21 protein-coding genes are annotated in these 23,473 nt (G+C 43.1%); 15 read left to right on the forward strand and 6 right to left on the reverse strand.

Going from position 1 to position 23,473, the window contains the following annotated elements:
- The first annotated feature begins 142 nt into the window (after positions 1 to 142).
- Positions 143 to 1,363, forward strand: coding sequence for a hypothetical protein (locus BCM14_RS07265; RefSeq protein WP_146129730.1), 1,221 nt, complete (start codon positions 143 to 145; stop codon positions 1,361 to 1,363).
- A 109-nt stretch (positions 1,364 to 1,472) separates the two neighbouring features.
- On the opposite strand, the gene BCM14_RS07270 is transcribed toward BCM14_RS07265, so the two are convergent.
- The 6 genes from BCM14_RS07270 to BCM14_RS07295 form a co-directional block, all read right to left on the reverse strand.
- Positions 1,473 to 2,357: an alpha-1,2-fucosyltransferase gene (locus BCM14_RS07270; RefSeq protein ID WP_106227330.1), complete on the reverse strand. Its 885-nt coding sequence runs from the start codon at positions 2,355 to 2,357 to the stop codon at positions 1,473 to 1,475.
- Complete coding sequence (locus tag BCM14_RS07275; RefSeq protein WP_146129731.1) at positions 2,354 to 3,106, reverse strand: class I SAM-dependent methyltransferase; 753 nt, start codon at positions 3,104 to 3,106, stop codon at positions 2,354 to 2,356. Before BCM14_RS07275 ends, BCM14_RS07270 begins: the two co-directional genes overlap by 4 nt.
- A gap of 30 nt (positions 3,107 to 3,136) precedes the next feature.
- Positions 3,137 to 4,117, reverse strand: coding sequence for a hypothetical protein (locus tag BCM14_RS07280; RefSeq protein ID WP_106227332.1), 981 nt, complete (start codon positions 4,115 to 4,117; stop codon positions 3,137 to 3,139).
- A 65-nt stretch (positions 4,118 to 4,182) separates the two neighbouring features.
- Entirely contained in the window at positions 4,183 to 4,905 is a 723-nt protein-coding gene (locus BCM14_RS07285; RefSeq protein WP_106227333.1) for a class I SAM-dependent methyltransferase, read from the reverse strand.
- 83 nt (positions 4,906 to 4,988) lie between these two features.
- Positions 4,989 to 5,975, reverse strand: coding sequence for an FkbM family methyltransferase (locus tag BCM14_RS07290; RefSeq protein WP_259673479.1), 987 nt, complete (start codon positions 5,973 to 5,975; stop codon positions 4,989 to 4,991).
- A gap of 96 nt (positions 5,976 to 6,071) precedes the next feature.
- The gene (locus BCM14_RS07295) at positions 6,072 to 6,722 is read right to left on the reverse strand and encodes a hypothetical protein (protein WP_146129732.1); all 651 of its coding nucleotides are present in this window, start codon (positions 6,720 to 6,722) and stop codon (positions 6,072 to 6,074) included.
- 275 nt (positions 6,723 to 6,997) lie between these two features.
- Between BCM14_RS07295 and BCM14_RS07300 the strand changes: the two genes are divergently transcribed.
- From BCM14_RS07300 to BCM14_RS07365, 14 genes are all read left to right on the forward strand, one after another.
- Entirely contained in the window at positions 6,998 to 8,779 is a 1,782-nt protein-coding gene (locus BCM14_RS07300; protein WP_259673480.1) for an ABC transporter ATP-binding protein, read from the forward strand.
- Positions 8,780 to 8,856: 77 nt separating this feature from the next.
- The gene (locus BCM14_RS07305) at positions 8,857 to 10,044 is read left to right on the forward strand and encodes a glycosyltransferase family protein (RefSeq protein ID WP_146129733.1); all 1,188 of its coding nucleotides are present in this window, start codon (positions 8,857 to 8,859) and stop codon (positions 10,042 to 10,044) included.
- A gap of 15 nt (positions 10,045 to 10,059) precedes the next feature.
- Entirely contained in the window at positions 10,060 to 11,157 is a 1,098-nt protein-coding gene (locus tag BCM14_RS07310; protein ID WP_106227337.1) for a glycosyltransferase family 10 domain-containing protein, read from the forward strand.
- 219 nt (positions 11,158 to 11,376) lie between these two features.
- Complete coding sequence (rfbF, locus tag BCM14_RS07315; protein WP_106227338.1) at positions 11,377 to 12,141, forward strand: glucose-1-phosphate cytidylyltransferase; 765 nt, start codon at positions 11,377 to 11,379, stop codon at positions 12,139 to 12,141.
- A 2-nt stretch (positions 12,142 to 12,143) separates the two neighbouring features.
- The gene (rfbG, locus tag BCM14_RS07320) at positions 12,144 to 13,244 is read left to right on the forward strand and encodes a CDP-glucose 4,6-dehydratase (RefSeq protein WP_106227339.1); all 1,101 of its coding nucleotides are present in this window, start codon (positions 12,144 to 12,146) and stop codon (positions 13,242 to 13,244) included.
- Positions 13,245 to 13,269: 25 nt separating this feature from the next.
- Positions 13,270 to 14,613 carry a lipopolysaccharide biosynthesis protein RfbH gene (rfbH, locus tag BCM14_RS07325; protein WP_106227340.1) on the forward strand — a complete coding sequence of 448 codons (1,344 nt, stop codon included), beginning with the start codon at positions 13,270 to 13,272 and terminating at the stop codon, positions 14,611 to 14,613.
- 71 nt (positions 14,614 to 14,684) lie between these two features.
- Entirely contained in the window at positions 14,685 to 16,550 is a 1,866-nt protein-coding gene (locus BCM14_RS07330) for a thiamine pyrophosphate-binding protein (RefSeq protein ID WP_146129734.1), read from the forward strand.
- 25 nt (positions 16,551 to 16,575) lie between these two features.
- Positions 16,576 to 17,214: an HAD family hydrolase gene (locus tag BCM14_RS07335; RefSeq protein ID WP_106227342.1), complete on the forward strand. Its 639-nt coding sequence runs from the start codon at positions 16,576 to 16,578 to the stop codon at positions 17,212 to 17,214.
- A complete protein-coding gene (locus BCM14_RS07340; RefSeq protein ID WP_106227343.1) occupies positions 17,207 to 18,004 on the forward strand; it encodes an aldolase/citrate lyase family protein in 798 nt (265 codons plus the stop codon). The genes BCM14_RS07335 and BCM14_RS07340 overlap by 8 nt, the downstream gene beginning before the upstream one ends.
- A gap of 151 nt (positions 18,005 to 18,155) precedes the next feature.
- Complete coding sequence (locus tag BCM14_RS07345) at positions 18,156 to 19,157, forward strand: class I SAM-dependent methyltransferase (RefSeq protein WP_259673482.1); 1,002 nt, start codon at positions 18,156 to 18,158, stop codon at positions 19,155 to 19,157.
- A 26-nt stretch (positions 19,158 to 19,183) separates the two neighbouring features.
- Complete coding sequence (locus tag BCM14_RS07350; protein ID WP_106227345.1) at positions 19,184 to 20,332, forward strand: radical SAM/SPASM domain-containing protein; 1,149 nt, start codon at positions 19,184 to 19,186, stop codon at positions 20,330 to 20,332.
- Between the two features lie 4 nt (positions 20,333 to 20,336).
- Entirely contained in the window at positions 20,337 to 21,209 is an 873-nt protein-coding gene (locus BCM14_RS07355) for an NAD-dependent epimerase/dehydratase family protein (protein ID WP_106227346.1), read from the forward strand.
- A 54-nt stretch (positions 21,210 to 21,263) separates the two neighbouring features.
- A complete protein-coding gene (locus BCM14_RS07360) occupies positions 21,264 to 22,592 on the forward strand; it encodes a radical SAM protein (RefSeq protein ID WP_106227347.1) in 1,329 nt (442 codons plus the stop codon).
- Positions 22,582 to 23,067, forward strand: a complete 486-nt coding sequence (locus tag BCM14_RS07365; protein ID WP_106227348.1) for an NUDIX hydrolase — start codon at positions 22,582 to 22,584, stop codon at positions 23,065 to 23,067. Before BCM14_RS07360 ends, BCM14_RS07365 begins: the two co-directional genes overlap by 11 nt.
- The last annotated feature ends 406 nt before the right edge of the window (positions 23,068 to 23,473 follow it).

Genomic DNA, 23,473 nt, shown 5'->3' on the forward strand with positions numbered 1-23,473 from the left:
ACCATTGGTTGGTGAAGAGGGTACCTTTGCAATGTTACTAACGGAGACTAAGCACCCCACCGTTTCGGTGGTTGACCTTCCTGACTCGGGCTTAAGGAGTCGTTGTCAACTGTACGTGGCTAAATTGGCAGGCGTTGATTACATGGCTACAACGGATAGAAATATTTTTCCCTATTGTTTTTTATCGATGGTAGTAAATCCTGCCACTAAAATCTTTTACTCAGAAAAACTAACGTTTGATCAAAAAACTTTTCATGTGAGGTTGGTATTCCTTCTGATAACAGTGGTTGGATTTTTATCTATATTAATTTTGCTTGTTCAATCCACTAAAGATGTGACAATCTCTCGCTTTACAGTTTTGAACTTGCTTGTTTTATACGCTTTTACAACTCCCCTGTTAGTTGGCGGATCTATTCAAGCAAATCTGGAAGGTTCAATTGGGGTTGCGCTGTTTGGGCTTTCGTCTTTGATTGCCTACTTGGGTGTTTATGAACTAAGGAAAAATGTAAGCGTTTATATTTTCATTGCTGGCTTTTTAATTAGTTTGGGCAAAAATGAATGGCCATTAATCGCCTTGTTCACTTCGTTCTTCTATATATTGGTGCTTCAATTTCTCTATCGAGATGCGGCTTGTAGTTTAGTAAGAAAACGTCAATTTTCCACTGCATTAACTTATGTTTTCGGGCTACTCGCGGGTATTTTATTTTGTTATTTGCTGTCCCCTAAAGATTACGTAGACGGCTATTTATTAATGAGGAATATGAACGGCTCACACCTACCAATATTGGGATTGGTTCGAGCTACGTGGTCTTTCCTATACCCAGTTGCCGCACTGGTTGGATTCGCTTTGTTTTTGTATATTATTCGATTCAAGAAAAATTTCGAATACGGCCCTATCATATTCATTTGGCTAGGCTCTGGTATTGGGATGTTTACTGGATTTCTCAATAGTGGTTGGATTGGGGACGGGTTCCCAAGATACTTTATTCCTTCAGTGATATCCTTACTACCTTTTTTGCTAATAGTACTGAGGGAAACAAAAAGAAATAAGGACGTTTTTCTGGCCGCTATTTTGCTCATTGGCCTAATGATTAACGGACTGTCCCTAGCGCAATCTTATTTGCATCGCGAATCTATCACATCAGTGCCAGGGCTTAGTACAATAAAACTGCGGTCGGACACAATATCGTTAGTTGGTCAAAACAGTGCCGATCGAAATTTAATTCCCTTTGATCATTTTGCCATACGCTATTACTTTCCCGATGCTGACATGGTCAGCAATGGTATGGGACTGGCAGGGGCAAAATTTATACTAGACAAGTTTGGGAATCAAACTATGAGGATTATTGTTGCTCCCGAATAGTCTTTAAATAGTTCGGGTTACCAGAGAGGTTGACAGCCCTTTTCTTGATTCAAACCAACGCAGTCCCTAGACATTTTGTGCCAAAATCGTCGAACCAAACGTAATTAGTTTATATTTTTATCCAGCTATCAGGAAGCAAGCCGTCAAAGCCCCAAGCGGTCTGACTACTTTGTCTGGTGAATCCCGGCGCTATGACTATTTTATTTTTGTGCTGCGACAACCACGCACCCCACCAACTAAAGGTACTGTTAGCGATTATGAAGTGCTTACATTGCGTCATCAGCCACAAATCAGCGTAGGCGTTTTCGGTCCCTTGATTGTGCGAAACGAGAGTGACATTGATATCCGGTACTTGAATTAACGATCGCGCAGCAATTACGTCATCTGAAAACAAGAAGTAGTGGGCGTCTGGGGCGTATTGCTGCATAGCCGCTAACGCATTCGCATAATAATCTGCGGTAGCGTTATTGTCGCCAACTGCATCAGGCTTATCGAAGAAGCGAACATGCACAGCAACCGCGGTGCAGCTTTGAATGAATTGCGAAACTTTTACATTCAGCAAATCCGCCGGCGGTTTAATTTGTAAATCCTCTCGAATTACCTCTTCGATGTCCTTAAAGTATTGCTCACTTTGCCAATAGCCTTCAATGTACAGGTAGTTGCGAGGTTTGATTTTCAATAGCCGCGGATCAAAAGCGTTACCTACTTGTTGAATATAGTTACGCTTTTCGAAGGGCACTCGGTTGTTAATCCAACGTTTTACATAGCGTCGGATTCGGGCGAAAGGCTCAAGACGATCGGATGATGACGCCAAACTGCAGTTGATATTGAAGTGTTCGAGTTGGTATTTTTGTTGATATGTAGTGTCAAATTGAAAACCACTTATGCTATCGATATGCAATTTGCCATCATTTTTTAGCGCCACTCGCTTGGCCGCAGCATAGGCAAAGAGTTGGTTGCCTAGTCCACCACGAATACGCAGTATTACCTTCATATACGAATGAGCAGTTGATACTTGTGAGCGAGAATCGTACCGCGACCGGTTGATTCGATTAATCTTTTTACAAGCGAGCCTTTGCCCGGTTCGAAGCCAAATTTTTCTTGAAAATTCCTGAACGACTCAATTGCATGTGGCTGGACGAATCTAATCGAGTCGAGGTCCACAGGTGTATCGTCGATTAACACCAGCGACCCAGACTGTAGATTTCTCGTGGCAGTCAGATACTCATTTAGACCATGAATTGCACTTGGTATGGGGTCATTCCAGTCAACATCCCATGAGTCCAAATAAAGTAGATCAATTTTGTTTTCGGGGACTGTAAGCGTACTCAAAAATGATACTGAGTCATCGCAGTAAAGGCTTGTACGATTCGATACTAATCTACGTAGCTGCAGCATGGGGTCTGGCCGGATGTCTACACTGTAGCAATGACCGCCGAAGCTATTGCAGTAAGCATCAAATAGAATTGTGCTATTCGTACCCCATGCCGACGAACCTGTCTCAACAATTACCGCAGATTTGTTGTTCAAGGCATCTAGCGCCATGAATAAAGTTGGACAACACGGATGATTTGGATCTGAATATGCACGGAAATGCTCAGTAACTAACCGTTGCAAATTTTCGGTCTTTGCTCGTTTTCCCGCCCCGTCGAATCTTAAACTGCCGCGCGTTAGTCTTCCTAGCGCTGCGGTGAGTCCGAGACGTTTAAGCAGTCTCCAGCCTATCGGATTTACTAGTGTCATACCTTTATCCCGTCTCTTATATTAGGCAAGTCATAAGGAGCCACGCGCGAGACGCGCTTTTATGCTCCTGCAGATCCTATTCTGCATTAGATCGATATTCATCAAAGTCGTCTTTCCATTATTGATTCTTCCTAAAATACGGTTAAATCGGTTCTGGTTTGTCAACTGACTGAAAAGCTTGCTGTGAACGTGTATGTTGAATAGGTTAAATGTCTGACCATTGAGGCGATTTCTAATCGTAAACTTGCGATCGTTAATGTTTATGCTGTAGTTTAACTGCCAAAGATCACAGCCTTTATTCTCATTTTCGAAACCGTTAAACAGCAGAACTCCGCCATTCCTGGGATCGATGCCCAAAAGAAACTGGCCGAGTGCGGCGGCGTCAAAGATACCCTGCGAGTCATCAGGGGATACTGCGTCCCACTGGGCTAAATTTGTACTATGCACTTGGTGTTCCGTAGGAAGCGAAAAAAATTTATTAGAATTATTGAGCAAGTCACCTAGTAAATTCATGTCGTTTTTCTCAGCTAATTTGTTATTAGCCGCTAACACATTTAGCTCTGACAGCGCAGAGGTATCATTGATGTAGATTAATGATGCCATGCCCCGATTTACTGCATCACGCGGACAAAATATCCCCCGACCAAGCTTATCCAGCTTTGTGGATAGCCCATCTAGATTAAAAATTAGGTTATCTAGCTCCGCGTGAAACAAAGAATCTATTGCAAAAGTTTGAGTGAACTGTTCGAGGACAAAGAAGCGTTCAGTAGTTTTTACCCAGAAACCATCTCTAAACTTGACGTCAAAGGTTTGGTTCGCTTCTTGCCAAGATTTAGGTGTTTGATAGAAATCCTCGACATAGTGCTGAACATCCGCCTCGATGCAGGGCCCTGCAATCCTATTCGAGATTAAAATTATTTCTGCGCCACTCAAGCGTTTAGAGAGTTGTAGTGCTGCCCTCCCCCAAGCGGGCAAGCTAGAGCCTAGCCATACAAATACAAGTTTTGCCACGATTTATCCTGATTGTAAAAAAACGAGGCCTACAAACTGCTCCGATACTGTTGAGGTGTTTAAAACTAGCACTTTTGGAACAGACCCCAGCAATCGGTAATGTATGTTTCAGATTTTTTTCTGCCATCCTGCAAAATAGAGAAAGGGATCAATAAGTCCCTCAGCCCGTGCACGCCAGGTTGTAGCTGTTTGGAAGTTAACCATTTTCCGCTTACTGCATTCATCATATATTTGTATGAGCCCCAGTTGTTTATAGAAATCGGGGTTAAATTATTCTCTGTCGCGAGGCGCTCTAAGAAGCGAGGGTGATACCCTGATGAATAAAAATAAGGATCAGAGTGTATGCAATTTATTGTTGGAATAGAGATGAAAATATAACCACCGGAGCGAGTGTGATGAGTTATGTTTTTCAGCGCAGTATGAGGGCTAAAAATGTGTTCCAGCACTTGATTGCAAAGTGAAAATGAAAAATTTCTTGGTTCTTGATCTGCCCAAGAGCGATCTAAATCAAATGCGTCACTTTCTTCAAAATTGAGCAAAGTGATATTAGTTGTATCAATGAATTTCAGTTCGGGCTCGTTTAAAGAGCCTGAGAAAATGCCAACGCTTTCTTGTAACGACAGATTAAAATGATTAATACACTGAAAGAAGTCGTGTAGTGACACCACTCTTGGGTAGCTAAAAACACGGCTTAAAGCACCGTTAAAGCGATGATCCTCTTTAACTATAAATTCATCAATTGCCTTAACAGTGAAATTCGGCTTCCACCCAGAAAATTCGTATGCCATTATTGATAAACTTTGTGAGGTTTTGTTGGCGTGCCCGTTCGGAAATCAATTTGACATCGACACGACCAACTATGGGGATTGGTTTATAAAATTAACAAATCGGTAAAGTTGCCAAATTCCCCCAAGCTCGCATAAATTGCGTCTAGAGCGTCATGCGTTAAGGCAAGTTTTTCGTTTGGTTTGCTCAGATCATAAAACGATTCGTAATTTGTTTGAAGTAGAGCAGCTTTTAACGAACTGAACGAACCTGTTCTTTTCATACCATACGGCCAGAACTCAATTACCAGTGGAGGCCCCTTGGCCAGTGCTTTCGACGCACCCGTTAGAATGTGTCCTTCAAAACCCTGCGTGTCCATCCAGATGAGAGTGCCTTCAGGCTTTAAGTCTGGCACTACCGAATCAAGCGTGTCTGATCGCACCGTCAACGTTTTCCGTCTGTCCTCGCCATACAAACCAGCATCTGAACTTGTTCTTATGCGATGATCGCCAAAATTAGAGTCAGAGAGTTCGAAAGTGAGACTGTCACCGCTAGTGGGTCCTAGCGCAAGATTATGAGTGGTGATTTGACCCGATACTTGATTTATGAACACGTTGGCTGATAGAAGTGAAAAATTATGAGGCTCGGGTTCAATAGCGATTGCGCGTTTGAACGCACCTCTTGAAACGGCTGGCACGCATATTGAACCTATGTTTGCACCGACATCCACTAGTAAGTCTCTCGAAAAATTAGGGCCCAGAAGTGAAACTACAGTCTCGAGCGACTGATAATCTAAGAGCCCATGACATGCGAGCATTCGACCGATACCCGAGTCACGAGATGAAACAATAAAGGTTTCAGTTTGACATTGTGCAACCACTAACGTGGGGTTTGGTGTAGTGTCAAATACCAGCTGGCGGATAGCCCCGAATCGCATCAGTGAGGGGAAAAGTGGCTTTCTGACCAGGCCAAAAACAAATTTTGAAGTCAAATATGTATGCCGATAGAGTGCCCGCTTTGCCGCAACCAAAAAGGGTACTGTTTTCAACTGTAGCTTTATACGAGTTAGTAAACTTTCAGCCACGGGAGTCATAACAAGCATCTTTTAAGGTTTATATGGTGTCGGCGTAATAAAGCTTGGCTCTGGTGTCCAGCCAGCTTTAATTATATCTTCAGGCGACTTTCGCTGTTAACGGTTCGTCGATTGGCTAATGCGCCAGGCATTACGTTTACTCAGGTAGCGAGCCAAGAACTTTCTGAACAGGCCAGAACCGCCAATCATCAAATTAGTATTTTTTGAATGATGAAATATTTGATTTTGACCGAAACCATAGTAAACGGTCGACGGTCGTCCTAGTGCCAGAGCAAGAGTTGCTCCGCCTGAAGCAAGAGCGGTGAATGACAGAGAAGAGTTGATCAATGAAGCATAATCTTCGAGCGACTTGGTGCGGATCCAGTCGTTTTTACAAAATCTCAGCAGATGCTTGCTTGGGTTTACCAGCAAATAATCCGGATGTTGGTCGAGAATCGCCATCGCATCAAAAAGGGTAAACGCGCCTACATAAGACGTGTAGTTCAAATCAATGAAGTGTTTGTTGGCGTATGCTTTGCTACATATTTTTGGCAGGTATAACTCAGGACTGATCTCATCGGGTAGATCAATTCCGTGAGATGCCATAGCTATATTCACGGCCTTATTGACGCGAGATTTTGGTTGAGGAGAATGAACTGGTGGGTCATCGGAAATCCCATCAAGATATGGGTTCGCCTGCCACACTACTTTATATGTTTCCGGCCCTCGAAACGTGCTCTGGCTCGAAAGATAGACTCGGTCAGCCATCCCGTATTCTTTAAGTAGCCTTGGTAATGGGCTGTAGAAAAGATGATCACCCAAGCCACCATATTCGACTTGAAAAACGTACTTCCTCAAAATCTTCCTTTATTGTACGCATTTCGACAATGAGTTAAAACGGATTCGTCGAGGCCTGTTAGGCCATAACCCACTTTGATTTTATTTGATAAAGGGCATTCCCGTTAACAATAGCAATTAAGGGATAAGTTTTTATGTCCTATTATCACCTGAGATACACTAGATCATTTGATTGGGTTAGCGTGATGAGCGTGTTTGCTAAGGCAAATCAGTCGTGGTTTTCGTTTTTAAAGGAGCTCTGGCCACACATTGAATTGCGTCGGAGACAGCAGCTCGGCTTCGTATTTGTTCTGATGGTTGTTGCTTCATTTTCAGAGATGCTGACCATTGGAGCACTCGTGCCTTTTCTTGGGGTATTGCTTGCACCAGAGAAACTACTAGAAAATGAAGTCGTGAGGTTCGTTTGCAATGCTTTATCTTTGTCTGCATCTGGCGAGCTGTTGTTTCCTATCACTGCCGTATTTGTTTTCTTTGTCCTGTTTGCTGGCGTTGTCAGAGTGCTACTTTTGTGGTTACAAATCAGAATTAGTTATGCCATTGGGGCAGACCTTAGTTTAAGCATCTATCGTCTTACACTTTATCAACCGTACGCTGTGCACTTAGGGCGAAATAGCAGCGAGCTGATCGCCTCGATTTCAAATAAAGCCGACGTGATTGTTAACAACGCAATTCTGCCGATGATGGTACTTGCGAGCTCCGGGCTCATAGCATTGGTCATCATTTCAACTTTGATTGCGCTTGCGCCAGCCGTAGCTATTCTTAGTTTTTTGGGATTTGGCCTGATTTACGGTTTAGTTGCATTCTTTACTAAGTCAATTCTGCAAGAAAATGGGAAGATCGTTAATCGCGAGTCTGTTCTTGTAATTAAGGCCTTGCAAGAAGGTTTGGGCGGGATTAGGGATGTCCTGATAGATGGTGCTCAGGAAGTTTACTGTGATGTATACAAACAAGCAGATAATCCTTTGCGTCGGGCAAAAGCCAATATTCAAGTGATCGCAAACAGTCCTCGTTTTGTAATTGAGGCATTGGGGATGGTGCTTGTTGCTATCCTCGCCTACGGGCTCTCTCGCCGTGCCGAGGGTTTGTCGAACGCAATCCCATTGTTAGGGGCCCTAGCACTCGGTGCTCAGCGGTTACTGCCAATCTTGCAACAGTCCTTTCAGACTTGGTCTGGCGTTACAGGGTCTCAAGTGACTTTGTCAGAGGCCCTTGGTTTACTGACTCAACCTAAGCCGGATCATGCGGACAAACCCAACGGTTCGTTGTTGCCGTTCAAACACGCTATACATTTAAATGGGATGAGCTTCTCTTACACAGGTGCCGATCGGTACGCGCTTTGTGACCTTAATTTAATCATCCCTAAAGGCGGTAGGATTGGTTTTATTGGCACTACTGGTAGCGGTAAAAGCACGCTCTTAGACATAGTTATGGGATTGCTAACTCCCACCTCTGGGAGTTTGCTGGTCGACGGCGTCAGCGTGACCGAGGCCAATCATCGCGAATGGCAAAAGCATATTGCGCACGTGCCACAGGCTATTTTTCTAGCTGATTCAACGATTGCTGAAAACATCGCTTTCGGTGTCCCGCGTGATCAAATTGATGAAAGTCGGGTCATCCATGCGGCAGAGCTTGCTCAGTTAGCTGAAACCATAGAAAAATTGCCACAAGGTTTAAAGACAGTAGTAGGCGAGAGGGGAATCAGGCTGTCGGGCGGGCAACGGCAGCGAATCGGAATTGCGAGAGCTTTATATAAACAGGCAGACGTGATTGTATTTGATGAAGCAACAAGCGCACTTGATAACGAGACAGAGAGCGCGGTAATGGATGCCATTGAAGGGCTTTCGAAGGACCTGACTATATTGATGGTCGCGCATCGGGTTACAACGCTAAAAAAATGCGTTTCAGTCGTTGAATTAGCACATGGTCAGATTGAGCGAGTGGGATCATACGCCGAGATTATTGGGTAAAAACATAACCGCTCAGAGGCGGAGAGTATTAATACGTTTCTATTAACCTTGTTCGACGATCAAAAAGCACTCAAAAAATGTCTATCCAGCTTCTGGTAGCTAGGAAGTTTCGAAACAAAATTTTAGACAAATCCAATCTTGGTGCAGTCCTAGATTGGGCGTCCACAACGAACCAAAGGCTCAAGCGGAGCTTCAACAAGACAGAGCCGAGTGTTTATTATCATTATTATAGTAGGTATACCCATCCTCACATACGAGAACGGTTTTACGATCACTCGGCACCGGTTCAATGGAAAAATTATGAGGACGCTGCCCTTGCTCACTTTTTGCAAATGCCAGAAAAGGTTGTTAAACCTTATCTTATTGAACCAAACGATCACATCTTAACAATTGGTCATATGTTTGGTGCAACTAAACCATCAGAATTAATAAATCGAATCCCGGATATACAAGAAACGATCGCGTCTAATAACTTTAAAGGATTTTTGCTTGCACCAGATGGCCTAGAAGATCAGTTCAGATATTATTTTGGTAATGATCATGAATGTAAAATGCTATTTTTTTCACAACGCCGATTTATCCCAACGGTCGATGTTTTAGCAAATAGGTGTGATAATAATAAAAAGGTAAGCGAACCAGTTAATTTTCTATGTCTAGCAAGTGATCATGAGATTAAAGCTGTCGATATTTTGATAGATGCATGGTTGGCCATAAATCACTTGAATGGCGCCACACTAACGCTTGCTTGTCCAAATATTCCAGAGGAGTATCTCAGGCGTATCAAAGCTACTAAAAGTATTAAACTTATTCAAGCTGCACCGCTTAAAGCTTCGATAAAAAGTCAGTTGCTATCAGCGGGAGATGTATCTATTTTTTTAACACATATTGATGGAGGAGCAAATCTTACGGAGGGTATGGAATACGGCCATGCGGTTATAGTCAATACGAGTCATCGCTCTAAATATATTGTCAATACTGAAAACGGACTAATTGTCAATTTTCCGCACGAATTTTATAAATGTGGGCATTATGGTGTCGAATACGACAGCGTAGAAGAATATCTCGATATTGTTGAACAAGGCAAAAAAGCTGGTAATTACGATCGTTCCAAAATTGAGCTTCAGCGCGCTATCGTTGCGTACATTGAAAATCCAGAGTTATTACTTCAACATTCACAAAATACGCTTAAAGCAGTAGCAGAACAAAATCTCGAGCGCTCTAATACTGTTTTGTTAGATATCTATAAAAAGGCAATAGAAGGTTAAAAATTTAAACGCTCAATGTTAAAAATCAAAATATCTTCGCCTGGAAATCACCCAACTTACGATATCAGTCAGTACGTTGGAAATCAAGACAGCTGTGTTGATGGATGCCAATTTTTTTTCAATAATCTGAAAGTCGAAGAGGCTGATTATTGGTTTTGCAACGAAGATCTGTCGGCTCCGGTAGAAAGTTGTTTAGTCTCACCACATAATGTTTATTTTGTTACTGCCGAGGCAACTTGGCCTAAGATGTATTATCAAAGCGCTAAGAAACTGAGTTTTCTTGAGCAGTTTGCAAAAATATTCACTTGCCACGCAATATATCTGCCGACTGTTCAATATGATCTGCCATTTCTACCTTGGATGATTAACGCAAATCACGGTCCAAGCATCCATTTTCCAAATGAGCGAGATGTGATTTATTTTGAACAATTGAAAAGTCTGCAAAAAACAAAGTTAATTTCAGTATTTTGTTCGAGTCAAAATATGACTGAAGACCATCAGCTTAGAATAAATTTTGTTAAAGCACTAAAACTACATTTCGGCGACAAATTAGATTGGTACGGTAATGGTGTTAATCCTCTTGAGGCTAAATGGGATGGTATTGCACCTTACAAATATCATATAGTTTTGGAAAATCAATCTAAAAATAATGTCGTTACCGAAAAGCTATATGATGCATTCTTGGGGTTGTCTTTTCCGATTTATTATGGAGCACCCAACGTTACTAATTATTTTGATTCTCAATCATTAGCGATTATAGATATTGCGGATCTAAACGGGTCGATACGGATAATAGAAGATATTCTAGCTCGTGATCAATATGCCGAGAAGTTGGTAGAGATCGTCAAAGCAAAAAACCTTATTTTGACTAAATTTAATGTTTTTAAGAGAATGGCTAAAATATGTATAGAGGATGCCGCAAACAGAAATATTGAAGAACCAGAGTCAAAAATTAAAGTCGTTCTTCGTCGAAGCGATCAGTTCAGAGTGGTAAGTGATTTAAAAAATATTCTCAAAAAAGAGGGGGCGTGGATTGCATTAAAAAAGATCTATTTTTATTACGCTGGGCGATGGTTGAGGATGTTGAGCGACAAGCTTCTATCCAAATATTAAAATTCAAAGAACTTAAACGGTTACCCCCAAGATTCGCTGACAGCCGAGGTGATATCATTTCCGGCTTATTTGCTTGAAAATCTTGATTTGATTGCACAATCGGTGTCGAGGTCCGTAGGAAAAACAAAGTTGCATTAAACTCCTATGGGCAGGGACCATAGTCATGATGGGGCGATTACACCCGACCAACTGGCAAAATGCTGATAGAGAACCTATAAGATGAAATTAGTTTTGTTAGCGGGTGGGTTGGGCACACGTATTTCTGAAGAAACGGGTTCGAGGCCTAAGCCGATGATAGAAATTGGCGGGAAACCAATACTCTGGCACATCATGAAGATCTATTCTGCTCATGGCATCAATGATTTCATTGTTTGCTGTGGCTACAAGGGCTACGTGATTAAAGAGTACTTTGCAAACTATTTCCTTCACTCGTCTGATATCACTATAGATTTATCGGCGAACGCGATTGAAGTTCATCATAAAAAAGCAGAGCCTTGGCGCGTAACTTTGGTCGACACTGGAGAGGAAACTCAAACAGGTGGGCGAATTAAGCGCATCGCAGAATATCTCGATGATGATTTTTGTTTAACTTACGGCGACGGTGTAGGCTCGGTTGACATCACAAAACTTCTGGAGTTCCACCGTACTCACGGCAAACTTGCGACTATGACTGCAGTTCAAGCCCCTGGCCGGTTTGGGGCCATAAGTTTTGATGGTAATGCAGTCAGTGCCTTCGTTGAAAAACCATTGGGGGACGGTGGTTGGATCAATGGTGGATTTTTTGTACTAAATACGAAAGTGCTTGATTTGCTAGAGGATGATACGACCCTGTGGGAAGATAAGCCGCTTCAGACTTTAGCAAAATCAGGTCAGTTGCAATGTTATTTTCACAAAGAATTCTGGCAGCCGATGGATACATTGAGGGATAAAAGGCATTTGGATGCGCTTTGGGCTTCTGGTGACGCTCCCTGGAAGGTTTGGTAACAATGGAGTCAAGTGCCTTACCTGACGACCCTTTCTGGCGGGGTAAGAAAGTATTTTTAACCGGCCATTCGGGATTTAAAGGGGGCTGGCTGACCTTATGGCTCACTTTAATGGGTGCGAAGGTTACGGGTTATTCGCTCCCGCCAAATACTAAACCTTCCATGTTTGCTGTTTGCGGTGTTCAGGATGTCGCTGAATGCTCCTTATTTGGTGATATTCGTGAATATCAACAACTAGAACGGGCAATGAAGGATGCTGCGCCTGACATAGTGTTCCATTTAGCTGCGCAACCTTTAGTCCGGCATTCTTATGTTCACCCAGTTGAAACTTACCAAACTAATGTAATGGGGACGGTCAATCTGCTTGAAGCAATGCGTCAGATCCGCACAATCCGAGCAGCAATCATTGTCACGACAGATAAGTGCTACGAAAATACCGAGCAATCAGTCGCTTTCAGCGAAGACGATCCTATGGGCGGCCACGATCCTTATAGCAGTAGTAAAGGTTGTGCAGAAATCGTAGTTTCGGCCTATCAACGTTCTTTTTTTTCGCGGGATACATATCCCGCCCATGGTGTGGCTATTGCCACAGCTAGGGCCGGGAATGTCATAGGCGGTGGTGACTGGTCGGTTGATCGTCTTGTTCCAGATGCTCTTGCCGCCTTTCAAACCGGACAATACCTATCAATTCGGAACCCAAACGCAATCAGGCCGTGGCAGCATGTACTTGATCCACTTGCTGGCTATTTGGTGCTTGCGAAAAAACTGTTCAAATCTGGAGTGACCTATAATGGTGCTTGGAACTTTGGCCCAGATCCAGAAAACGAAAAGCGGGTGGTGGATGTAATTTCGTCTCTCGCATCTGCCTGGGGACCTTCGGCTAAGTGGCGTTATGACGAGGCAATACATGCGCATGAGGCTCGCTTTCTCAAACTGGATTGCTCTAAAGCGCACTCCCAACTTGATTGGCGCCCACAGTATCCCCTTGAAATTGCTTTGCAAAAGACCGTCGAATGGCATCTTGCTGCGAGTGCCAGCAAAAATATGAGGGAGTTCAGTAATTCCCAAATTGCTGAATACAGATTGAGCCACTCAAGCAATTAGGTACACACACCACTGAAGCATCCAGATGAACAATCCTATTACTCTATCCGGCACGACGGAACAAACTCAAATACGTAAACAGATCGCAGATCTGGTTGATCGATACGCAGCTATCGAGTTTGCAAAAAAGCCTTTTGTCCCAGGAGCAAGCGCGATACCACCATCTGGAAAGTTGATCGATGGCAGTGAAATTAAAAATATGGTTGACGCTGCCCTAGATGGTTGGCTCACCACAGGGCGGTTTAATGAGCTTTTTCAAAACCGACTGGCTGCGTACATCGGTGTCAAGCACCTGCTCACAGTCAATTCTGGTTCCTCAGCAAATTTGATTGGTTTTTCGACTCTGACTTCCCCTAAGTTGGGTCACCGTGCCATCAAGAGAGGTGATGAGGTCATCGGGGTTGCCGCGGGCTTCCCAACAACCGTTAACCCAATTATTCAATTTGGAGCGATACCAGTTTTTGTAGACGTTGATCCGTTTACACACAACATTGATGTAAGCAAAATTGAAGCAGCGATCACATCCAAGACAAAAGCTATTATGCTTGCGCACTCACTTGGAAACCCCTTTGACGTTGCGGAGGTCTTAGCTATTTGCCAGAAATATGGCCTTTGGCTAATTGAGGACTGCTGCGACGCACTTGGCTCCACGTATGGGGGGCAGAAGGTTGGGACCTTCGGGGATATTGGCACATTGAGCTTTTATCCTGCGCACCATATCACCATGGGTGAAGGCGGTGCGGTTTTTACCAACAACACTGAACTCAAGGTAATAGCAGAAAGTTTTAGGGACTGGGGGCGTGATTGTTATTGCGCGCCAGGGAAGGACAATACTTGTGGTAGGCGCTTCTGCTGGAAATTAGGTGACTTGCCAGAGGGTTACGACCACAAATACACGTACAGTCACCTAGGCTACAACTTAAAAATTACAGATATGCAAGCTGCCTGTGCTTTAGCCCAACTGGATAAACTCCCATCATTCGTTCAAGCTAGGATAGAAAATTTCTCGTTTTTATTTGAACGCTTGCAGTCTTGCGCAGAGTTTTTACAACTGCCTGTAGCCACCAGAAATTCACAGCCGTCATGGTTCGGATTTCCAATAACTTTGAAAGCCAACGCACCTGTCACGCGCTTAGATCTTTTGACTTATCTCGATCAAAAGAAAATTGGCACGCGATTGTTGTTTGCTGGCAATCTCACGCGTCAACCGTACATGGTTGATCTCGAATATAGAATCAGCGGTGATTTAACCAATACCGATATCGTGATGAACAACACATTTTGGATAGGAGTGCAACCTTCGTTGACTAAAGACATGCTCGAGTATGTTGCAACGAGTATCGAGACGTATCTTGGACTCGGGTTTTAAAGCTAGAGACTAGATTCGAGGAAAATCAACACTGTATTATATTTAATTTTCTATTGCGCCGAGCACACCAATTGAAAGTATCTGACTATCTTGCAGCCAAGTTATCGCATCACGGCCTATCCAGTGTTTATTTAGTCACTGGTGGTGGTGCGATGCACTTGAATGATGCATTCGCTCGGCATCCTCAGCTTGAAGTGCATTGTTTTCATCACGAGCAAGCCGCAGCAATTGCTGCCGAGGGATATGCCCGAGCAATACAGAAGCCATGCATACTCAATGTCACGACAGGCCCTGGCGCGTTAAATGCTTTGGTTGGGGTTTATGGAGCATATGTTGACTCGGTGCCTATGTTCGTTGCATCAGGTCAAGTTAAAGTTGAAACACTCGCAGCTACGTACCCGCAAGTGCCACTTAGACAATTGGGCGATCAGGAAGTTGATATCACCTCTATGATTCGACCCATAGTCAAGTATGTCAGAGCAGTAAACACGAGCGCCGACGTCTTTGATGCCATTGACCGGGCAATTTTTCTGATGACTTTTGGGCGACCGGGCCCAGTCTGGCTCGATATACCTATTGATATTCAGGCAGCACGGTTGCCTGATAGTCAGATTGCAGCTCGTAAGGAATACAGCTTGGACTTTGATGCAGTTATAGATGATTTGCTTCGTGATGAAGGATGTACACCTAACACCATCCTAGAGCTGCAGCAGGCTAAAGCCAGGTTTGACGAACCACAAGATCAGTTCAGGCAAGCTATTGAAAAGCTCTCGGAAGCTAAGAGACCACTCATATTCGTTGGTACCGGCGTTATGAGCAGTGCAAGAGCAGAATTTAGTCGGTTAATTAATAGGGTCGACTTGCCTGTTGTGCCGGGTTGGAACGCGATGGATTTAATCCCTTCAGACCATAAGAACTTTGCAGGAAGACCTGGTACCGTCGGTGATAGAGCAGGTAATTTTGCTGTTCAAAACGCCGATTTCATACTGATTTTGGGTTGTCGCTTGAATATCCGGCAAATCAGCTATGGATGGCGTAACTTCGCCAAGAACGCTTTCAAAGTAATGGTCGACATTGACCAAGCGGAACTAGACAAGCCCACCCTTACAATCGATTTGAAAATTAAGACGGACGTTAAACACTTCCTAGATTACGCGCTCAAAACTATTCCTGACAAATCCCCTGAGCTTCATAGGGAATATAGGGACTGGTGTCGCACCAAAGTACAACGATACCCAGTTGTGAAAGACACGGTCCACTCAAATGGTCCGTTAAATCCTTATATTTTTCTTTATGCGCTCTCCAGGGGATTGTCCTCGGACGCTACTGTCGTAGCAGGTAACGGTGCCGCTTGCGTGATGACTTTTCAGGCGTTTGAAACCAAGAATGGGCAAAGAATTTTTACAAACTCTGGCTGCGCATCTATGGGATATGAGCTGCCTGCTGCAATTGGCGCTGCATTAGCACTCAAGCGTGAACGCGCTGTCATATGTATTGCTGGCGACGGTAGCATCATGATGAATCTGCAAGAGTTACAAACGTTAGTTGGTAAGCAACTACCCGTCAAGATCTTCCTATTAAACAATGACGGCTACCTATCCATAAAAATGACGCAGCAGGCTTATTTTTCTGACAACAAATTTGGAACGGATGCTTCAAATGGGCTGTCTCTGCCATCATTTAGAAATGTTGCGATTGGTTTTGGGCTCGCCTATCAGTCAATTAATAATATTATCGAACTTGAGGATTTCCTTAAAAGTGACGAGTTTAATAGTCTGAAACCGATGCTGATCGAGGTATTTGTAGATCCGGCACAAGCCTTCGAACCAAAATTGGCCTCCCGTATCAACGCAGACGGCACTATGTCCTCACCAGAACTGGATGATATGGCGCCGTTTCTATCGGAAACTGAACTAAGTCAGAATAGACTGTCGTAAGGCGCATCGCTAGGTGGATAACGTGATGTCAAAACAACTATTCATATTCGACTTGGATGGAACGCTGGTTGACTCAAGCTCGACTGTGATCGGAATTCTGAATCAGCTACGAGCAGAGCGTCAATTGCCAACGCTTGCGACTGATGAGGTGTACCCCTATCTGAGTAATGGCGGTGGGCAGTTAATTGAACAATTCGTGTCGCGCGAAGAGCCTGTTGAAACTGTATTGAGCCAGTTTAGACTGCGATACAGGGAGCACCCACTAGATACTGAGAGCGTGTATGTCGGGGCAAGGGAGTTTATTGAGACTTTACAACGAGCGAATCGAGCGGTTGCTATCTGTTCAAACAAGCCAACTTTCCTGATAGAAAAGGTACTTAACCATCACGGTTTAAGTGATAACTTCGATATGGTGATAGGGGCATCCGACGTTACCGCTACAAAACCTGATCCAGAGGGTATCCTAAAAATCTTGGCACTCGCGGATGTTTCGTCCAGTGAGGCTATTATGATTGGTGATAGCAAAAATGATCAAGAAGCCGCTCTGCGTTCCAAGGTGGCTTTTTTTCATCACCGATCGGGCTATGATGACGGGGTAGATGAGCGAAAAACCAGTCTGCAGTTTAACCATTACCATGAACTAACGAGATTATTCAATGAATAGCACTGAAAGAAAAATGCTCAGCATCCTAAAGGATATGGCTGAAAATTCCGAAGCTGTTGCGGTAAAAGCTGAATTTGAAGCTGAAGGTACACGGACTGAAGAATTACTACGATTGCTAGAGATTGCACGCAGGGCTGATGTAAAAATAGGCTTAAAAATTGGTGGCTGTGAGGCGATACGAGACTTGATCGAGGCGAAACAGTTTGGTGTCGAATATATTATTGCTCCAATGGTAGAGACTCCGTACGCGTTACAAAAATATATAGAAGCGAAGAACAAGGTTTTTACCCCTGATGAAAGAGGTGACATTGGGTTTTTGGTAAATATTGAAACCGATTCTGGGTTCCAACATTCAGCTGAAATGGCCGAATTAGCCGCGTCTGAGAATGGAATTCAGGGCCTAGTGTTTGGTCGTGTGGATTATGTGGGCTCTCTTGCAATGCCACGTGATTCCGTTAATTCGCCTGAGGTCCTTGCTGCCTGCCGAAAAGTTGCTTTAGATTGCAAAGCTCATGGTTTAGACTTTGTTGTCGGAGGTGGTATTTCGATAGATGCAGTTGATGTTCTCAAATCGATTAAGGATGCTCACCTATCTCGCTTTGAAACTAGAAAAATAATTTTTTCCGGCTCTGCGCTCGATAAGCCAGCTCTGAAACAAGGTTTGCTCAATGCGGTCCATTTCGAGTTGCTTTGGTTGCTCAACAAGCGTGAGTACTACTCCATCATTACCAATGAAGATGACAAAAGAATTGAGATGCTCGATAAGCGCTGGAAACTCTTAAGCCAGTAAGGTGAATTTGTTGCCTCAATTAGAAATCGCGAAGCGGGTGTGCAGGGTTTGCCTCGGTAAACGGCTGGAGCTTTTGTCTTCTCTGTCTGGGTTCCCGCGAGGGGCTCAGTACTTTTTGCCAGATCTGTCCAACGTAGATGCGGACAAATCAGTGAGTCTTGAAGTGGTGCAGTGTATCGATTGCGGACTAGTGCAGTTAACAAATGCACCGGTTGATTATTACCAAGACGTTATTACTGCTGCCGCGCTTTCGCCTAAATCCAAGGATCAATTGAAGCAAGAATGGCAACCGATCATTACAAAACACAGCCTCCAAGGGAAACCTGCTATTGAAATAGGTTCAGGAACAGGTGATTTTCTGGAAGTCCTTAAACATTTAGGGCTTGTAGCTATAGGGTTGGAGCACTCGCAGACTAATGTTCACTCAGGTCAAGCCAAATCACTTAATGTACAAAAAGGATATCTCTTAGATAACCAGCCATTGGGTAAGTTCGCTCTCGTTGTTTGTAACAATTACTTAGAGCATCAGCCGCAAACAGGCACTTTTCTGAAAACACTAGCGAGCTTATTAGAAGACGACGGGATATTATATTTATCGGTCCCAAACCTTGAGTATTTGCTAAGAAAGTCCTGTTTATACGAGTTTGTTGCTGATCATTTGGTTTATTTCACTCGGGATACTTTGCGGCTTGCCTGCGAGATAAGCGGATTAGTGGTGATCGATCAATATCAGAAAAATAATGATAATGATCTTGTCTTGATTGCAGCCAAGAGAAAGCCTCTGTGCCTCACTGACAGCATAAAAATTGTTGATGAGATAAGTCGGTCGCTTAAACAGTGTGTCGTCCGAGCAAAGGAAGCTGGTAAAACTATCGCTGTTTGGGGCGCTGGCCATCGTGCGCTGGCACTGATGGCTATTTCAGATTTAATAGAAATTGATTTCATCGTAGACTCTGCAACTTTCAAACAAGGCAATTTCACACCTTTGCTGCGAAAGAGGATAGTAAGCCCTGCGGAGTTGATAAAAAATGGGTGTGACTTGTTAATCGTCATGCTGCCTGGGAACTTTGCAAAGCACATAGAGACTTTTATCGTCGATAACAATTTAAGTTGTGAAGTGATATTTTTTGAAGATAAAAAACTCACTGTTTAACAGTAATAACAAGTTGGAGTAAGAACATGAGCGAACAGCAACTTGCTGTGCTACAGCCGCGTATTCATTCTGCTAATAAGCGACCATTGGAAGATCTTTTGCCAATTGCGACACCTATATCAGCGCATATTGATATCTCTAGCGTTTGTAACTATAAATGCAGTTTTTGTTTTCAAGCCGACACAGTCGGAATGAAGAAGGCTGGCCTCAAACGCGGCTTTATGAGTCTTGAGCTATTTAAAAAAATAGTCGATGATTTTGATGCCTTCCCTGACAAGATAAAGAAAATAAAAATAGGCAACCACGGTGAACCATCGCTGAATCCTAATTTTGTTGACATGATCGCTTACGCGCGGGCGAGTGACTCTGCGGACATCATCGAAGTCTTTACCAATGGATCTAAGCTAACTCCTGAAATCAATTCGGGCTTGATTAGTGCTGGATTGCAGCGCATCAATATTTCATTGGAAGGCTTGACGGATGAGCGGTATTACCAAGTCGCAGGTGTTCGTCAAAATTTTCAGGAAATAATTGATGGCGTTAGAGACTTATATGAACAAAAACAGAGAGCAAATAGCGATCTGAAAATATACGTGAAAATTGCAGATCAAGCGCATGCGTTGAAAAAAGAGTCTACAGAAATATTTTTACTCTCAGAACAAGAGCGCAAGTATTTCTTGGATACTTTTAGTCCTATCTGCGATGAGATTTTCATCGAAAAAGTTGTCCCACAATGGGCAGAAACCCAGCTTGACAAACAAAATGAAGTCTCTGACAGAGGCATGTACGATCAGGAAATAAAAGCTTGGAAAGAAGTTTGCCCTTTCATATTCATGTATATGCATTTCAATTGTGATGGCACTGTAAGTCCTTGCACATTAGATTGGCCGAGAAAAGTGGTGATTGGCAATGTGAGCGAACAATCGGTTTCAGAGATATGGACGGGTGCACTTCTAAAAGAACTGCAAGTTGCGATGATTGCGGGTAAGCGGAAGTGCGTAAACTTCTGCGGCTCTTGTTCGGCCCCGATGGTTTGCGTAGAAGAAAACCTTGATCCGCATTTGGACAAGGTTATTCGGTCAATTAGCGCCCAAAAAGAGATGGGAGATCTGGCTTCTAATCGTTGGCTAAAAACGGTTGACCAAGTGATTAACTTCCAGTCGGTTGAGCGTTAGGTCGATGGCAAGGCTATTAATACTCGGAGCTAACGGTTTTATCGGGAAAAACTTAAAAGAGTTTTTTTTAAAAACAACAGATTATGATGTTTTGGCTCCGACTAGGCATGAACTAAATTTGTTGGACGATGCGGCCTGCACTGATTATCTTGGGGCACACTTGCCCGAATTTGTTATTCATTGTGCTGTCGATATTACCTCAGTTGAAAAGACGCTTGCGATGTTTTTCAACATCTACAATCAAAAGGCTTCTTTTGGTCAGTTGATCACACTGGGATCTGGCGCAGAATACGATAAGCGATGTTACACCCCTAATATGACCGAAGAACGGTTGGGTATCAGCGTGCCGATAGATACCTATGGGCTTGCTAAATACCTAATCGCGCGAGAGATTGAAAACGGTCGCAACTCTAACGTTTTGAATTTAAGGGTGTTTGGTATATTTGGTCCGCACGAAGATATCAATCGTCGATTCATATCCAACAATATATGCAGAGTCCTGTGTGGTTTACCAATATCAGTTAACCGCGACATGCTCTTTAATTATATCTATGTGGATGATCTTGCGAAGGCTATAGCCCTCATATTGCCAAAGTTACCTTTACACTCGAAAAGTTATAACTTTTGCAGAAGTGCTTCAGACTCTTTGTTAGACATAGCCGAGTTGATCCATCGTAAACTGAGTGTTGAGTCAGAAGTTATTGTCCGAACACCCGGGAGAAATCCTGAGTACTCGGGGTGCCCCGATAAGTACTTTAAGGAAGTAGGTCATGTGCAGTTTGAACCCATGGACGTGTCAATAGATAAGTTGATCAAATACTACACGCAATGCATGGGGTCGGGTGAGTTAAAAGCACTGCGCGAGAAATGGAAGTAGGAATTAATCGGTAACTTTGGCGTCATAGTCCATATCTTATTTGGGATCCATATAGTGAGTAATAAGCATCAAATTCTACCCAAATTAAAGAATAAAAAAGTGATCATTTGGGGTGCACGAATGACGGGGATTGGGGCGCACCGTTTCTTGGCAGCCCACAATATACCCATCGAATTTTTCATTGATTCAGACCTCGCATTTCAAAACAATAAGGTACTAAATTTAGAAGTAGTTGTACCAACCGATGTCAAAGAAAAACTAGATTCCAACGCTCAGTACGTTATTCTTGTAGCAGTATCATTGAAAGAAGAAGAGATAAAACGCATCATCGATAAACTGGGGCTGGATGGTGTAGTCGAAGTAATTAGCTTCAGAGACAATGAGAACCCTTACTTCACAGTAGATATTTTGAGCTCCTGTAATTTGAGGTGCGCTTCCTGCCCCCACAGCATTGAAGACCATGACGTCCCGCGCGGTTCAATGTCACTAGAGACGTTTAAAGAGGTTTTTGACAAGATACTCGCGGATGCACCCTCTATATCGCACATCAGTTTATACAGCTGGGGCGAACCACTAATCCATCCGCATGTCGCTGAAATTGTGGAGTATGTGCACGCTAAAAATGTTGCTGTAGCTTTATCAAGTAATTTATCGATAAAATTTGAAGATCGAATAGAACGTCTAATATCGATGTCCCCAGACTATTTAAAAATTTCAGTGTCTGGCTATTATCCGACTGCCTACAATAATACTCACGCAGGTGGGGACATTAATCTTGTTAAGTCAAATCTGTACCGATTGAGATATCTGTTAGACAAATATTCGTCTAACACAGTCGTCGATATCAATTACCATCTGTACAGGGATAACTCGGGCCAAAATCTTCTTAAATTTAAAGAACTGGCCCAAGAGCTTAACTTCATTTTCTCAGAAACATATGCGCTCGTGATGCCATTGGAAAGGGTCCTATCTCACCTCGAGGGAGCGCCAGATTTTCAAACTAAGAGATTGGAAAGCAATCTTTTAGTCACAATTGATGAGGGTATTGCCGTTTCTTCAATCGGAGCAACAGCTTCGACGGAATGTCCTTTTCGCGAAAATCAAATCAATATCAATGCGGATTTAACGGTGCCAGTATGTTGTACTGTATTTGAACGTGGTGAAAATGTTGTTGCTCAGAATTTTTTGAATGCTAGCCTCAGCGAAATCGCGTCGGCGAAGTCTAAAGTCGAGTTGTGCACAAAATGTACATCACTTAAATTGCCTGAATACAATATGGGTTACAACAGAGCCGAATGGCTGAAATTGGCTCAGTCAAAGACTCTAAACGACGTCGGCAGCAAGTCAGCGCCAAAAGTGATTAGATTGCTGAATGATCATTGACCACATAAGATCGATTGAAAACAAAATTTCAGACCCTAGGGATGGTCTGGTCGATGATCTGTTCTATTTTGTGGGACGACTAACTCCTTATGTAAATGTAGATCTGTTAATTCGACATCCCGAGCACGGTGTATTAATGACTTGGCGCGATGACGAGCACAGTGGTAAGGGATGGCATGTCCCAGGAGGGATAATCCGACTAAAAGAGAAAATTGAAACTCGAATAATAAAAGTCGCATTAACGGAACTCAATGCGGAGGTAACTAGTTTCAAAGGACCTCTTGCTATTAATGAAATTATTGCTGAAGAAAAAACAAATCGTTCTCACTTCATTTCGCTACTATACCAATGTGAGTTAACAACAGAGTCACTTGACTGTTTGATTGAAACAAAAGATCAAAATATCAGATTCTTTCAAGCCAAACCTGCTGACATCCTATCCTGGCATGAAATATACGCTGAATATTTTCTATGATTAATTTGTGAATAACAGGCGCTGACGGTTTTATCGGGAGAAATTTAGCCGAGTATTTTCGTGCAGCAACTGGGTATACAGCTTTTGCGTCAAGCTATATAGAATTTGATCAAACGGTTGAATACTACGATCAAAAAGATGAAGACTCGTAAAGTGTGAGTGGCGATACCACTGAAACACCAGTTGAGCTCAATGGGCCAATTTTACTTGTTCGAGGCTACGATGAAACTCGGTCGATTAAGTCTGCGTGATGGTCAATATTCAGAAAGAAAAAATTCGTTTCAATTGTAGATTCACTCATCAGACTAAACTCTTCGAGTAAGTTTTTCTTGATGATGTAGGATCGATACCCAAGTGATTTAAATAAGTTAAATATCTCGTTTGACCGCTAGAGTTTAAAACGTAT

Source organism: Jezberella montanilacus (assembly GCF_003003055.1).
GTDB lineage: Bacteria > Pseudomonadota > Gammaproteobacteria > Burkholderiales > Burkholderiaceae_B > Zwartia > Zwartia montanilacus.